3 protein-coding genes are annotated in these 16709 nt (G+C 60.6%); all 3 read left to right on the forward strand.

Annotated elements, in window-relative coordinates:
* Positions 1–10: 10 nt before the first annotated feature.
* The gene (locus SIAM614_RS12750) at positions 11–1354 is read left to right on the forward strand and encodes an NtaA/DmoA family FMN-dependent monooxygenase (RefSeq protein WP_006935017.1); all 1344 of its coding nucleotides are present in this window, start codon (positions 11–13) and stop codon (positions 1352–1354) included.
* Between the two features lie 68 nt (positions 1355–1422).
* On the forward strand, positions 1423–15153 hold the full coding sequence (locus SIAM614_RS12755; RefSeq protein WP_040440060.1) for a non-ribosomal peptide synthetase: 13731 nt from the start codon (positions 1423–1425) through the stop codon (positions 15151–15153).
* The gene (locus SIAM614_RS12760) at positions 15143–16693 is read left to right on the forward strand and encodes a 4-hydroxyphenylacetate 3-hydroxylase N-terminal domain-containing protein (RefSeq protein ID WP_006935019.1); all 1551 of its coding nucleotides are present in this window, start codon (positions 15143–15145) and stop codon (positions 16691–16693) included. The genes SIAM614_RS12755 and SIAM614_RS12760 overlap by 11 nt, the downstream gene beginning before the upstream one ends.
* Positions 16694–16709: the final 16 nt, after the last annotated feature.

Below are 16709 nucleotides of genomic sequence, written 5' to 3' on the forward strand. Positions count from 1 at the left end.
AAATCGTCATATGTTTCTTGCCGGGTACATACTGGTGCCTGGAAGCCATTTCGCCGGCATGTGGCGCCATCCCTACAGCGAAACGGATTTCTGCGATCCCGATTTGTTCAAGGACACGGCGGTCACCCTGGAGCGAGGCGGATTCGATCTCGCGTTCATTCCGGAATCTCTCAGCGTCACCACCGGACTGAAAGACGACTACGAAACCTTTCTGAGACACGGCGCGGTCGGCGCGATCCGGCATGACCCCAACTTGCTGGTTTCGCTCATGGCCTCGGTGACGAAGTCATTGGGATTCACGGTCACGCTCTCCACCACCTTCATGGAGCCTTATCACCTGGCTCGAACGCTCAGCACGCTGGATCATTTCAGCAGGGGGCGGATTTCATGGAATGTCGTGACCTCTGCCGGTCCGAGCAACGGACACAATTTCGGTCATTTCCCGAAGCTCATCTCGCCGGAAGCCTATGACAGGGCCGAGGAGTGTCTGGAGATCTGCCGCAAGCTCTGGCAGTCCTGGGAGCCGGATGCATTGGTAACCGACAAGGCGTCAGGTCTTTATGCGGATACAGGCAAGATCCGGCCCATCGACCACGAGGGGGAGCGTTTCAAGCTGAGGGGCCCCTTGTCGCTTCCGGCCGGACCCGGCGGTGAACCAATCCTGATGAGTGTCGGCGTTTCCCCGCGCGGGCGAGATTTTTCCGCCAAATGGGTCGATGTCATCTTCGCGATCCAGGCCGACGCCGAGGGCATGTCCGAACTGCGTGCCGATGTTCGCCGGCGGGCTGCGGAAAAGGGGCGTGACCCGGAAAAGATATTCCTGCTCACCGCGGTTCAGCCGGTGATCGGTGAAACCGAAGCGATCGCGAAGGCACGGGCCGAATATCTCGATGAACTGATCCATCCGGACGTCGCCATTGCCTTTCTCTCAGGCATGATCGGCGTTGACGCAACCGGATTTGATCCCGACACGCCCATCGACGAGGTGTTGGAGACATCCGCGAAATCCACCGGGAAGGCGGCCGTCGATGGTGGGGCGGCCTTTCCCTGGCTGGATCGAATCCGGGAAGAAGACAAGACCCGGCGCTGGACACTTCGCGACATTGCGATCCGCATGGCACGCAGCACATCGACGCCGCGCCTGGTGGGAACGCCGGAGCAGGTGGCCGATCAGCTTGAGACCTATTTCCTGAAGGGGGCGTGCGACGGCTTCGTGATTACCCCAACCCATTTTCCAGGAAGTTTCGATGAGTTTTCCCGTTCCGTCGTGCCGATCCTGCGTCAGCGCGGGCACGTGCGGCCAGCCGGGCACGACCCTTTGACGCTCAGGCAACGACTGGGGCTGCAAGGCTGAAAAAATACATCCGGCGTCCGCCGGATGGGCAAAACAGAAACGGCAAGTCTTCGACGGAGTTGATCTCAATGGCATCCCGCGAAAGTGGTTTCCAGACTGCAACAGCAAAGACTGCCACGACCGTTGTTGCGCGTCCCGATGCCAGCCGTTTGCCGCCGGAAGCTGCATTGGACAATGAGACCGGTTCTGTTCGCGAGCTATTTGCCCGGCAAGTGCAGTCGAAGCCTGGTGCGACCGCACTGATAATGCCTGGCTCGGTGCTGACTTTTGAAGAACTCGATCGCAAGGCCAACCGCGTCGCGTGGTACCTCATCCGGCGTGGCATCGGGTCCGGCAACATCGTGGCGCTCGGTTGTGCTGCCGGACCGGATCTCGTTGTCTGTCTATTGGGCGTGATCAAGGCAGGCGCATGCTACATGCCGCTTGACCCGGCTTATCCCAGACAGCGACTGACAGACATGCTTCAAGACGCGCAGCCGGATCTGATCCTTGCCGAGCAGTCGGTTGCCGAAATCGTGGCAGCGGCTGATCAGACGCAACAAGCCGTCTTTCTCGGAAGCGGTGCCCTGAGCCGGGAGATTGCCGCACAGCCTGAGACCGCACCTTTGGGGAAGGATCTCCTGCGAGGGCAATCCGGCAATGACCCTGCCTACCTCGTCTATACGTCCGGCTCCACCGGGCGGCCCAAGGGGGTGCTCGGACGGCAAGCCGCCCTTGCCAACAGGCTGCTCTGGATTGCGGATGCCTTGCCCTTTGCTGAGGGCGAGCGGACTTTGTTCAAGACCTCCCTGAACTTTATCGATGGTTCGACGGAACTCCTGGGTGCCTTGTGCAATGGCTGCGCGGTTGTCCTTGCAGGAGGGAACGTGTCCGCAGATCCAAGACGACTGGCAGAGATGGTGGAGGCGTTTGCGGTCACGCGCTTGACGGTCGTTCCGAGCCTGCTCGCAAGTCTTCTTGAAGACGACTGTCTCCCGGGCCTGAAAGGCTGCCGCACCTGGGTGACAAGCGGCGAACCGCTTCCTTCAAGTCTCCTGCAAAGGTTCTGCGACAAGCTTCCCGATGCGTGGCTGTTCAATTTCTACGGCGCTTCCGAAGCTGCGGGCGACAGTCTTTGGGCACGTTGCGATGCCGGCTGGAATACAGGTATAGGCAACCCCATTCGCGATACGCGCGTCTATCTGCTCGATGACCGGCTTCAGCCCGTTACCGATGGCGAAAAGGGGGAGCTTTATATTTCAGGTTCTGGCCTTGCGCTTGGATATCATCGCCAGCCGGACAAGACGGCGGAACGTTTCATTGCCTCGCCCTTCGGTCCTGCAGGGGCCTTGCTCTACAGGACTGGCGACGTTGCGCGGCGAATGCCTGACGGGAGCTACGAGTTTCTGGGCCGCTCCGACCATCAGGTGAAAATCCGCGGTGTCCGTGTCGAACCGGGAGAGGTGGCGGCAGCTTTGGACAGGTTGCCGGACGTTTCCCGCTCCGCGGTTGTTTCGAATCGCCGCGACAATGGCGAGGTCTATCTTGCCGCTTATGTCGTCTGGGGCACCGGGGCTGACAGGGATGGTCCGAAGCTGATGAACGCCTTGGCGGAAGCGCTGCCTCCGGCTTTTCTGCCCTCGGCAATTGTTTCTCTCGATGCGCTTCCGCTGACCCCCAACGGCAAACTGGACAGGGCTGCTCTGCCGGACCCCGAATGGTCTGTCGGCAGCGGCGCGAGTGAACCTCAGAGCGACCTTGAAACCTTAATCTGCGAGGCGTTTTCGGAACTGCTCGGCACGCGTTCCGTTTCGGTGCAGGACAACTTTTTTCTTCTGGGCGGGCACTCGCTCTCCGCCGCGCGCCTTGCCTACCGGCTGAGAGACAGGTTTGGTGTTGAGGTTGAACCCAGGCAGATATTCGACTCGCCGACGCCAGCAGAATTGGCCCGTCTGATCGGGCAGGCGCCCCCCCGACCCAGAAGGCTGGGGTCTCTTTCGCGGCCCGACAAAATACCGCTGTCATCCGCGCAAAAGCGTTTGTGGTTTTTGCAGCGGCTTCACCCGGAAGACACATCGTACAATCTTGTCTATCGTTTCCGCCTTTCAGGAAAATTCGATCCGTCCGTTCTCAGGCAAGCCTGGCTGGACGTCATTGAACGTCACGAAGTGTTGCGTACCGTCTATCCGCAAGACGGCACCGGAGCCCCTTATCAGGCCATACGTCCGGATTTTGTGTCGGAAGATCTTATCCGGATCGTTTCCCTGCCACCTGATGAAGCCCGGTCAGAGCTCGCCCGTCAGTCCGTCAGACCTTTCGATCTGAGCAGCGATCTGCCGGTGAGGGTCACCATAACGACAGATGAAAATGGCAAGCCTGAAACTCAATCTGTGATGCAGTTGATCGTGCATCATATCGCGATTGACGGCAGCGCCCTGCGGCCATTGCTTGCCGACTTTGAGACGGCCTTTGCTGCGCGAAGCAATGACAAAGCACCAGTTTGGAACGAGCCAGCTGTTCAATATGCCGACTTCGCGAGTTGGCAGCTCACCTGGCTTGCCGAGGCCGCTGACCAGGACCTTGGCAGGCACCTTGCCGAGGTTCGGGGAGAACTGGCAGGCGCGCCTGACTGTATCGATCTGCCTTGTGCAGAGGGGCAACGCAGGAATACCTATTGGCAAGGAGACGGCGTAGCCGTCGAAATCCCTGCGGAGCTTCACCGCAAGCTAGAAGAACTGGCGGCGGAGACGCGGACAAGCCTCTTCATGGTGCTGCAGGCCGCGATGGCGACAACCCTTTCCCGGCTTGGTGCTGGAGACGACATTGTCATCGGAACGCCGGTCGACGGCCGTCCGGACAGCACTTTCGAAGAAACCAGTGGCCTCTTCGTCAACATGCTGGCGCTCCGGAGCGACCTTTCCGGCAAACCGACCTTTCGCGCGTTGCTGGCCGAAACGCGCAGCCGGAATCTTGCTGCCTATACCCGCCGGGACGTGCCATTCGAGCTGGTGGTCGATGAAGTCGCACCGCGTAGAGACCTGTCCTTCCATCCGGTGTTTCAGGTCGTTCTGGCGCTTGATATGGCTGGAGAGACTGTCTTGTCCTTGCCAGGGCTGACGTGTGCTGTTGAAGACGTGCCCGTCACCGCCTCGAAATTCGATCTCTCCTTTGACCTGACCGCTCACCGCGGCGCGGAAGGCGACGCTAGCGGCATCAGCGGGCGGATTGAATTCCGGACGGATCTGATGGATGGGCAGGTTGCGGGCAATCTTTCGCGGCGTTTCATCAAACTCCTGCGCGCGGCCGTGGAAAACCCGAACATACGGATCGACGACCTCAAGATTGTCGGTTCCGACGAAGCGTCACACCTTGCCGGCCTGTGCGAAGGAGGGCAGGTCAAAAAAGCTGCGGTCGAGATGTCCTTGCCCGACCGGTTTCGCCTGCTCGCCAAACAAAATGCCGCGAAGGTCGCGCTTGCGAGCCAGACCGGCACGCTTTCCTACGCGGAACTTGATGGACTGTCGGACCGTGTTGCACGAAACCTGATCCGCCGCGGTGTTCGGCCGGGGGCGCGGGTTGCGGTCTTTATGGACAGATCCATCGAGCTGGTCGTTGTAACGCTGGCGATCGTGAAGGCAGGTGGGGCTTATGTTCCACTGAACAGGAACGATCCTCCGAACCGCCTGCAACAACTCGTTGAGGATACCAAGACGCACCTCGTCCTGACTGATGCCGAGGACGCAATTTCGATCACATTCGATGATGTGCCCTGTGTTCCTTACTGCGAACTGCAAGAGGCGTCTGAAAACGAGAGCCTGCCGAATGTCGCGGCCGGTCAGATCGCCTGTGTTCTTTTCACCTCCGGCTCCACGGGCCGGCCGAAGGGGATCGCGATCAGCCACCGCAACATTCAGGCGCTCGCGCTCGACGGGTGCTGGCCGGAAGGCTCTCATGAACGGGTGCTCTTGCATTCACCCTATGCCTTCGACGCGTCGACCTATGAAATCTGGACACCGCTGATGCGGGGACAGGAACTGTTCGTTGCACCGCCAGGTATCCTGGATGCCGAAACAATTGCGCGGCTGGTCGAAGAGCGCCACGTGACGGCGGCCTGTATCACGACACGTCTCTTCAACATCATTGCCGGTGAAAAACCGGAAGCGTTCAAACCTTTGAGGTCGGTGCTAATCGGCGGTGAGGCAGCCTCCGCCGAAGCCTTGCGCCGGGCGACGGCAGCCTCGCCGGACACCCGGTTCGTCAATGGCTATGGCCCTGCCGAGGGAACGACGTTCGTAACCTGGCACGCCATGCGGACACTGGAAGAATCCGCACATAAGGTTCCCATCGGGTTGCCGCGTGACAATTGCAGCGTGCGCATTCTGGACGACCGCCTGCAACCCGTCGGCATCGGCATGGTGGGCGAGCTCTACCTGGCCGGTGATTGTCTGACGCTCGGATATCTGGGGCGTACCGGTCTGACGGCCGAGCGCTTCGTCGCCGATCCCGCAGGGCCTGCCGGCAGCAGGATGTATCGCACCGGAGATCTGGTGCGCTGGCGCAGCGATGGATTGCTGACATTCGTCGGGCGCGCCGACCATCAGGTCAAGATCAACGGCTTCCGCATTGAGCCTCAGGAAATCGAAAATGCCATCGGGCGGCAACCGGACATCGGCCAGTGCACGGTGGTCGTGCGCGAAGACAGGCCGGGGGAAAAGAAACTCGTTGCCTATGTGGTCGGCGCGGGCGCCGGAGAACCGGACCTTGAAAGGCTGCGGGAGAGGCTTTCCGAGACACTTCCTGCCTTCATGGTGCCAGCCCACTTTGTTCTTCTGGAACATCTTCCCTTCACGACCAATGGCAAACTGGACGTCAAGCGACTGCCTGCACCGGAGATCCACAGCGACCGGGCAATCGCGCCAGTTGGGCAAACCGAGTTAGATATCTGCGCTCTGTTTGCCGAAGTTCTGGGCCTTGAAACCGTTGGTTCTGCCGACAACTTCTTTGCGCTTGGCGGCGACAGCATTCTCTCCATCCAGTTGGTCAGCCGCGCCCGGCGTGCGGGGCTGGTGTTTTCGGCAAAGGATGTCTTCAGCAACAAGACCCCGGCGGAGCTGGCAACGGTGGCCCAGAGGCAGCAGTTGCCGGAAGCCGGTACCGACCTGAAGGAAGGTTGGATCAGCGCCAAAGATCTGGGCATCGTCAAAGGCCGCTACGGCGGTCTGGTTTCCACAGTCTGGCCTTTGACGGGCCTTCAGTCCGGCCTTCTGTTTCATGCATTGATGGACGCTGAGACAGGGGAGGACGCCTACAAGGTCCAGACGGTTGTCAGCCTGGACGGCCCGGTGGATACGGACCGTCTTGAGGCAAGCCTTCAGGCCCTCGTTGCCCGGCACGCTCCGCTCCGGGCCGTCTTCTGCCATGAGGGCCTGAGCGATCCCGTCCAGGTGATCCTGTCGAAGGTCGAGCTGCCGTTTGAACAGGTGGACCTGTCAAAGGCTTCGGACCCGGACATGGAGCTTGGGCAACTTCTATCTGAAGACAGGAAGATCCGTTTCGACCTTGCTAAGGGGCCGTTGCTGCGTGCCTGTCTGGTGCAGCGTCCGGATGGCGGCGCGTGGCTGGTGCTGACCAACCATCACATCCTGCTCGACGGTTGGTCGCTGCCGGTGCTTATGCGCGAGCTGAAGGAGATCTACGAGGCCGGAGGGGCAGGGGTTCTGCCTCCGGTGACACCGTTTGACCGCTATCTCGGCTGGCTGCAGCAGCAGGACAAGACGGCTGCAAAAGCCGCCTGGAAGGATGCGCTGTCCGGTCTGGAAGAACCAACCCGTCTGGCAGCCTCGGTCTATGGCCAGTCTGCAAGATCTTCCTCCGGCTCATCGTCCAGCGATAATAGTAAGGTACTGCGTTTCGATGATCTCCTGAGCGAGGAGGCAACGCGGTCGCTGGAGGCGCTCGCCCGCACGCTGGATATCACCTTGAACACGGTGCTCCAGGGGGCCTGGTCGGTCGTGCTCGGCCGCATCTGTGGACGGGATGATCTGCTCTTCGGCACAACGGTCTCCGGCCGGCCAGCGGAGATTTCCGGCGTCGAGACCATGGCCGGTCTCTTCATCAACACCGTACCTGTGCGGGCCAAACCCGTTCCGGCAGCATCCGTCAGCGGCTTCCTGAAGGAGCTGCAGTCCCGGCAGGCCGCGCTGCTGCCGCACCAGCATCTGGGACTGCCGGAGATCCAGGCAGAAGCCGGACTTGGTGACCTGTTTGACACGCTGGTGGTGTTCGAAAACTACCCCTTCAGCGACGAAACCCAGAAGGCTTCGCAGGATGGCTTAAGGATCAGCGGTGTCGAGGTGCATGACCAGACCCATTATCCGGCAAGCCTGATGGTCGTTCCGGGCAAACGACTGCAGCTGCGGCTGGATTGCCGGGAAGAACGGATCGGCGTGGACCTTGGCCGCAGCCTTCTGGGGCAGTTGTGTCATGTGCTGGAGCAGATGACCTCCCGTCCGGAAGCACCACTCGGATCGCTCGAGATGCTGACGGCTTCTGAACGAGAGGCAGTGCAAGACCGCTGGAACGCAACCCGGCACGCCTTGCCGGAGGGCGATCTGACGGAGCTGATCTCGGCAAAGGCCGCCCGGTTTGCAACCCGGCAGGCTGTAGTTGGCAGCACGGAGCGGCTGACTTATGCCGAGCTTGAGGACCGCGCGAACCGGCTGGCACATCTCCTGATCCGCCGGGGCATTGGCGCGGAGGACCGGGTCGCGATTGCCTTGCCCAGAAGCCCGGACATGATCGTGGCGCTTCTGGCGGTGCTGAAGTCGGGAGCCGCCTATCTGCCACTTGATCCGGATTACCCGTCAGCCCGCATCGCGATGATGCTGGAAGATGCCGCGCCCCGTCTTGTGATCTCCGAGACAGCAACGGCCACTTCTATGACAGACGGTTCCCCGGACCTGGCGCTTCTGCTTCTGGATGCGCAAGCAACCGGCACGGAGCTGGCCGCGATGTCCGCTTTGTCCCCGACCAATGCCGACCGGAGACAGGCGATCCATCCCGCACACCCTGCCTATGTCATCTACACGTCCGGCTCCACCGGAAAGCCGAAGGGCGTCGTCGTTACGCGCGAAGGGCTTTCAAATCTCGCCTATGCCCAGATCGACAGGTTTGCAATTTCGGAACAGTCACGCGTCGCGCAGTTCGCATCTTTCAGTTTCGATGCGGCCTTTTCGGAAATCGTCACGGCCCTGGTCTCCGGTGCGGCTCTGGTGATCTGGCCGAGACAGGCTTTCACCGATCCCGCAGCCCTGAAGACATTCATGAACGCGGAGCGGATAACGCATATCACCTTGTCGCCGAGCCTCTTGAGCGTGATGTCGACGACGGATCTGCCCGACGGCTGTGTTCTGGTGACGGCCGGTGAAGCCATCAGCGTGCCGGAAGTTCGCAGATGGTCTGACCGTTGTTGCCTCGTCAATGCATATGGCCCGACAGAAGTGACCGTGTGCGGTTCCATGAGCTTGCCGCTCACGCCCACCCAGGAAGGCGATATCGCTCCCATCGGTTTGCCGATCTGGAATTCTGGCCTCTACGTTCTTGATCAGGCGCTTCAGCCTGTGCCGAATGGCGTTGCGGGAGAACTCTACATCGGCGGTGTCGGCCTTGCGCGGGGCTATCAGAACCTTGCCGATCTGACTTCTTCCAGGTTTGTCGCGGACCCGTTTGCCGGTGACGGGTGGCGAATGTACCGAACCGGAGATCTCGTCTACAGAGCAGAAGACGGCAACCTCTTTTTCCTGGGCCGCAGTGATGCGCAGGTCAAGGTCAGGGGCCGGCGTATCGAGCCGGGCGAGATCGAGCGTGTGTTGCTGGAACGCAGCGACGTCGCCCAGTGCCTTGTGAGTGTCTATAGCGACCGGAAGGCGACGTCGCGGCTGGTTGCCTATGTCATCGGCCAGGAAGGTTCAGAGCCTGATGTGCAAGAGCTGCTGCGGTACTGCGCAGACCGGTTGCCGGACTATATGGTTCCGGCACAGATCGATCTCTTGCCTTATTTGCCGCGGCTTCCGAACGGCAAGATCGACAGAAAGGCCTTGCCGGCTCCCAGTCGCCCACAAAGAGTGGAGGAAGCAAGGCAACAGTCTCCGGCCGAACAGGCCGTCGCAGCCGCTTTCGCTGAAACCCTTGGCATTTCACTCCCCACGCCTGACGACAGTTTTTTCGGCCTCGGCGGCGACAGTATTTCGGCAATCCGGCTTGTTGGGATTCTGCGCCGGAAGGGGCTCAAGGCCTCGCCGAAAGACGTCTTCGATCAGAAGACGGTCGCAAAGCTCGCGAGTGTGGCAGAAAAGCTGGAAGCGCAAGAAGGCTCCAGCCTTTCCGAAATCGAACCTGACACCATTCTGCCGACGCCAATCCTGCGCTGGTTTGCAGACTTGGGTGCACCGTCGGACGGGTTCTTCCAGTCGACCTGTCTGACGCTGCCGACAGGTGCGGATGGCGATTTCCTGCAGGCAGCGCTCGGCGCGATTGTTCACCGGCATGCAATGCTGCGGGCTCGGGCCAACAATGGTGCGCTTGACCTGAGAATTGCTCCGACTGCCGACCCGGCCGATGAGTTTCCAATCAAGCGTGTCGTTCTTGGAGAGGCAGGGAAGGAAGAAGACCTGAAGGCGCTGTTGGAAGAAGAGCACCAGTCAGCCGTCGAGGCCCTGTCGCTGGCGGACGGCAAGGTGTTCAGCGCCATCTGGTTTGACTGCGGGCAGGTGGAACCGGGTCTGCTCCTGCTTGTCGCGCATCATCTGGTCATCGACGGCGTGTCGTGGCGCATACTGACCGACGATCTGCGCAAGGCGTGGGACGACTGGTCAGCAGGCAAACCGGTGACGCCTGAACCTGTGATTACCTCTTTCCCCGTCTGGAGCAGAGTGCTTCAAGCGGATGCACACGCCGCTGCGCGCGTGGCTGAAGCAGACTATTGGGAAGACCTGCTTTCAGCATCGTCCGATTGCTTTCCGGCTGGTGATCTGGACCCTGAGCATGACACGGTTCGCACCTTGCAGTCCTGCAAGTCCATGCTGGGCAGAGACGAAACCGAGCAGGTCCTGACCCGTCTGCCGGCGCTTTATAATTGCGGGCCGCAGGATGTGCTTCTGGTGGCGCTGAGCCTGGCAGTCGGGGCGTTTGGCGCTTCCAAAACCGGAGGCCCTTGTGGACCGGTCCTGTGTGATGTCGAAGGCCACGGCCGGGAAGCAATCGGAGACGCGGATCTCAGCCGCACTGTTGGCTGGTTCACAAGCGTCTTTCCGGTGCGGCTGGAGGCTGAAAGGGGTGGCGGCGGAATTAAGGAAATTTCCGAAAAGGACCTCAAACAACTCATCATAGCGACCAAGGAGCAGACCGGTAAGCGCCCCGATCATGGACTTGGCTACGGAATGCTGCGCTATCTCAACAACGAGACTTCCAGCGATCTGGCAAGCGCGAACAAGGCGCAGATTGCCTTCAATTATCTTGGCCGGTTTCAGGCGGGTGCAGATGGCGCCTGGAGCGCGGCACCGGCCTTCGGAGGTTTGCGCGGTGGCTTCAATCCGGCAACACCGCTCGCCCATATGCTCTCTGTCGATTGTCAGGCGGTCGAAGGGGATAAAGGCTATTGCCTGCAGGCCGAATTCGGATTTGCCAGCCGTCATCTCTCTGAAAAAAACATCATCGAATTCAGGAAGTACTGGGAAGCGGCTCTGATCCGGCTGGCCAAACACGGCAACTGGTCCGAGGCGGGTGGTCAATCGCCTTCGGATTTCCCATTGGCCGCTGTTTTCCAGGCCGATGTCGACTTGCTTGTTCAACGCTACGGCGGTCTGGTTTCCACAGTCTGGCCTTTGACGGGCCTTCAGTCCGGCCTGCTGTTTCATGCATTGATGGACGCTGAGACGGGGGAGGACGCCTACAAGGTCCAGACGGTTGTCAGCCTGGATAGCCCGGTGGATGCGGACCGTCTTGAGGCAAGCCTTCAGGCACTCGTTGCCCGGCACGCTCCGCTCCGGGCCGTCTTCTGCCATGAGGGCCTGAGCGATCCCGTCCAGGTGATCCTGTCGAAGGTCGAGCTGCCGTTTGAACAGGTGGAGCTGTCTAAGGACGCAGATCCTGACGCGGAGCTTGAGCAACTTCTATCTGAAGACAGGAAGATCCGTTTCGACCTTGCTAAGGGACCTTTGCTGCGCGCGTGCCTGGTAAAACGTCCGGACGGTGGTGCCTGGCTGGTGCTGACCAACCATCACATCCTGCTCGACGGTTGGTCGCTGCCGGTGCTTATGCGCGAGCTGAAGGAGATCTACGAGGCCGGAGGGGCAGGGGTTCTGCCTCCGGTGACACCGTTTGACCGCTATCTCGGCTGGCTGCAGCAGCAGGACAAGACGGCTGCAAAAGCCGCCTGGAAGGATGCGCTGTCCGGTCTGGAAGAACCAACCCGTCTGGCGGCCTCGGTCTACGGCCAATCCTCCGGTTCATCATCGAGTGATATCAGCACCGTGCTGCGCTTCGATGATCTTCTAAGCGAGGCAGCAACGCGGTCCTTGGAAGCGCTCGCCCGCACGCTGGATATCACCTTGAACACGGTGCTCCAGGGGGCCTGGTCGGTCGTGCTCGGCCGCATCTGTGGACGGGATGATCTGCTCTTCGGCACAACGGTCTCAGGCAGGCCAGCGGAGATCTCCGGCGTCGAGACCATGGCCGGTCTCTTCATCAACACTGTGCCGGTGCGGGTCAAACCCGTTCCGGCAGCATCCGTCAGCGGCTTCCTGAAGGACCTGCAGTCCCGGCAGGCCGCGCTGCTGCCGCATCAGCACCTGGGCCTGCCGGAGATCCAGGCAGAAGCAGGACATGGGGACCTGTTCGATACGCTTGTGGTGTTCGAGAACTATCCCTTCAGCGACGAGACCCATGAGGCTTCGCAGGATGGCTTAAGGATCAGCGGTGTCGAGGTGCATGACCAGACCCACTATCCGGCGAGCCTGATGGTTGTTCCGGGAAAACGGCTGCTGCTGCGGCTGGATTGCCGGGAGGAACGGATCGGCGAAGACCTCGGCAGCAGCCTTCTGGAGCAGCTGTGTCATGTGCTGGAGCAGATGGCCTCCCGCCCGGAAGCACCGCTCGGATCGCTCGAGATGCTGACGGCTTCTGAACGAGAGGCAGTGCAGGACCGCTGGAACGCAACCCGGCACGCCTTGCCGGAGGGCGATCTGACGGAGCTGATCTCGGCAAAGGCCGCCCGGTTTGCAACCCAGGAGGCCGTAGTTGGCAGCACGGAGCGGCTGACTTATGCCGAGCTTGAGGACCGCGCGAACCGGCTGGCACATCTCCTGATCCGCCGGGGCATTGGCGCGGAGGACCGGGTCGCGATTGCCTTGCCCAGAAGCCCGGACATGATTGTGGCGCTTCTGGCGGTGCTGAAGTCGGGAGCCGCCTATCTGCCACTTGATCCGGATTACCCGTCAGCCCGCATCGCGATGATGCTGGAAGATGCTTCGCCGCGTCTTGTGATCTCCGAGACGGCAACGGCACAGGTACTGACGGATGGCGTACCGACATCGGCGCTTCTGCTTCTGGATGCGCAAGCAACCGGCACGGAGCTGGCCGCGATGTCCGCTTTGTCCCCGACCAATGCCGACCGGAGACAGGCGATCCATCCCGCACACCCTGCCTATGTCATCTACACATCCGGCTCCACCGGAAAACCGAAGGGCGTCGTCGTTACGCGCGAGGCACTCAAGAACCTGTTGTGCTGCCTGAGCATTGAGATTCGCTTGCGCCCGCAGGACAGGGTGCTTAGCGCGACCACGATCGGGTTCGACATCGCCGGGCTTGAGCTCTACGGCCCGCTGCTCGTTGGGGCGAGTGCACTGCTGTTTGAGGGCAGTCAGCGCGAAGCGGATCGCCTTTACGACTGGATCGGCCAGGAAAGACCGACAGTGATGCAGGCAACGCCATCCCTCTGGCGGTCGCTTCTGGAGGTCGGCCCGCTGCCGCCTTTGCAGATACTCGTGGGCGGTGAGGCGCTGGACAGCGGACTTGCCGCGCAGCTTCAAACTGCCGGGCCGGTGACGAATGTCTACGGTCCGACCGAGACAACCATCTGGTCGCTAAGCGCGTCTGTCTCCGACGAAGGCTCAAGTACTCCTCCTATCGGCCAACCTTTGTGGAATTCGCAGGTCTACGTTCTCGATGCGACCCTTCAGCCTGTGGCCGACGGTGTTTCCGGCGAACTCTATATTGGCGGACTGGGGCTCGCACGCGGCTATCATGGGCGTTCGGACCTGACGAGCGACCGCTTTGTTGCCGATCCGTTTGCCGGCGGCGGAGCGCGGATGTACCGGACCGGAGATATGGTCTATCGCCAGAAAACCGGCGAGCTCGTTTTCCTTGGCCGTGGGGACAGTCAGGTCAAGATCCGTGGCCATCGCATCGAACCTGGTGAGATTGAAGCAGCCATCACCTCGATGACAAACATCGCGCAGGCTGTCGTGGTTGACAGGCCTGATGGAGTGCGGGGCTCTTCGCTCGTTGCCTATGTCGTGCCGGTAGAGGGCGCAGAACTGAAGACTGACGCGCTTCGGTCCGTGCTCCTGCGCAACCTGCCTGACTACATGGTGCCGGGAGCCTTTGTCGTTCTACCCGAATTGCCGCTGACCCCGAATGGCAAACTCAACCGTCAGGCACTGCCGGATCCCGTCTGGAAACCCGGAGAGGCAAGTCCGGCGACACTTCAGGAAACGTTGCTGTGCAATCTCTTTGCCGAGCTTTTGCCGGGCACTGTGCCGGGACCGGAAGACAGCTTCTTCGATATGGGTGGTCATTCGTTGCTTGCGGCGCGCCTGAAAGCGCTCATGGAAGAGAGACTGGGGCTCGACGTCAGCCTTCGCGACATATTCGAAACGCCGACGGTTCGCGGTCTGCTGTCGCTCCGGCAGGGCCGCAAAACCGGTTTGCTGGAGCCGGTGCTGCAGATCCGCAGGGCAGGGTCTCAGGCACCGCTATTCTGTGTTCATCCGGGCTTCGGTCTGGGCTGGACCTACGCAGGTCTTGCTTCCGTTCTGCCAGCCGATGTCCCCATCATCGCCCTTCAGGCGCGAGGGTATGTCGGGGAGGCTGATCTTCCTACGTCACTGAACGAGATGGCCGCTGACTATGTGGAGAGCGCCTGCAAACTGGTCGGCACCGGTCCTGTGCGATTGCTGGGCTGGTCCTTTGGCGGGCTGGCGGCGTTCGAGATGGCGCGTCTCTTCGAAAAAAGCGGCAGGAAGGTGGAGTTCCTGATGCTGCTGGACAGCTACCCGATGCACGAAGGCGATCCGTTGCCGGATCTTTCGAACCGCGGTGCGCGCGGTGCCTTCCTCGAAATGATCGGCTTCGATCCGGAGGGACGAGCACCTGAAGACACTACCTTTGAGGATGTCCGGCGGTTTCTGGAAGACAACGCCCACCCCCTGGCCGGCCTCAGCCGCATGGATTTTGACAACATGCTTCGGATAGCGCGGAACAACGCACTGCTTGCGCATGGCTACCGGCCCGGCAGGTTGACCTGCCCCCTGGTGCATTATGCCTCGATGGATACCAGGCGTATGCTGGGTCTTGAAGCCGATCCCTGGGAAAATAGGACGACCGACCACTTCGAGACACATGCGCTCGACTGCACGCACCACGAAATGACCTCGCAGCAGGCCCTTTGCGAAATCGGCAAGGGACTGACTGCATGGATGAACCTTGGCGATCAGCCGTTCAGGCAGACCGTTTCGAAAGGGAGACTGAAGAATGTCGGTTGATATCCTCAATCCGGTGGAGCCGGAACACGCGGTGCAAAGCGCAACGCCCATGACCGGAGCGGAGTTCATCGATAGCCTCCAGGACGAGCGCTGTGTCTATTTCAATGGTGAGCGGGTAGCCGACCTGACTGGACATCCAGCCTTTCGCAATTCGGTGCGTTCCCTTGCCCGGCTCTATGATGCCCTCCATCAGGATCACGACAGCGGCACCAATATTCTGACCGCACCTGCCGATGCCGATCCATCGGGCTACACACACCGCTATTTCAAGGTGGCCAGATCGGCAGAAGATTTACTCGGTCAACAGAAGGCAATCGCGGAATGGGCGAAGCTGAGCTACGGCTGGATGGGGCGCTCGCCGGACTACAAGGCGGCCATTGTCAACACGCTGGACGCCAATGCGGCTTATTACGGGCCCTTCGCGGACAATGCGCGGCGCTGGTATCATCTGGCGCAGCAACGGACCTATTTCATGAACCATGCGGTGGCCAATCCGCCGATTGACCGGGCAAAGCCCTTCAGTGACGCAAAAGACATCCTGGTCCATGTGGTCAAGGAAACCGACGCGGGGCTTTATCTGTCCGGTGCCAAGGTTGTCGCAACCTCCGCGGCACTGACCCATTACAACTTCCTCAGCCACCACGCGGTCTCGGAGACCAACGAACCGCCAACGGCGTTCATGTTCTTTCTCGACATGTCGACGCCGGGCATCAAGCTGATCTGCCGCAATTCCTATGAGTATGCGGCAAGCCAATCCTCGACACCGTTCGACAGCCCGTTGTCCTCGCGCTTTGATGAAAACGACGCCATTCTCGTTCTCGACAATGTTTTTGTGCCCTGGGAGAATGTGCTGGTCTATGGGCCCGCGCACAAGCCGATCGACTTCCTGATGGACACCGGCTACCTGCAGGGCACCTGTTTTCACGGCTGCACCCGATTTGCAGTGAAGCTGGACTTTCTTGCCGGTCTACTGACCAGGGCGCTGCACATCACCAGCGGTGACGAGTTTCGCGGCAATCAGGTGCTGCAAGGGGAGGTGATCGCACTGCGCCACCTGTTCTGGTCGTTGTCGGACGCGATGGCCAGAACTCCGGAGGCCTTTGCCGACAGCGCTTTCCTGCCAGGACTATCCGCCGCCCAGGCCTATCGCGCGCTTGCGCCCGATGCCTATGGCCGTGTGAAGGAGATCGTCCAGAAGATCGTCGCATCTGCCCTGATCTATCTGCCGTCTTCCGCAAAGGATTTCCAGAACCCGGAAATCGACGGCTATCTGGAGCGATATGTGCGCGGGTCCAACGGCGTTGGCTACAAGGATCGCATCAAGCTGATGAAGCTGCTGTGGGACGCAACCGGCTCAGAATTTGCCGGGCGTCACGAGCTTTACGAGCGCAACTACGCCGGCAATCATGAAGAGGTGAAGCTGCAGCTTCCGGCAATCGCCAAGCGCGACGGATCAATGGACCAGATGCTGTCGCTTGTTGACCAGTGCCTTGACGACTATGATGAATTTGGTTGGCGCAATGCGGCATGGAAAGACTGAAGCGCAAGCTTGGGAG

It is taken from the genome of Roseibium aggregatum IAM 12614, assembly GCF_000168975.1.
Taxonomy (GTDB): domain Bacteria; phylum Pseudomonadota; class Alphaproteobacteria; order Rhizobiales; family Stappiaceae; genus Roseibium; species Roseibium aggregatum.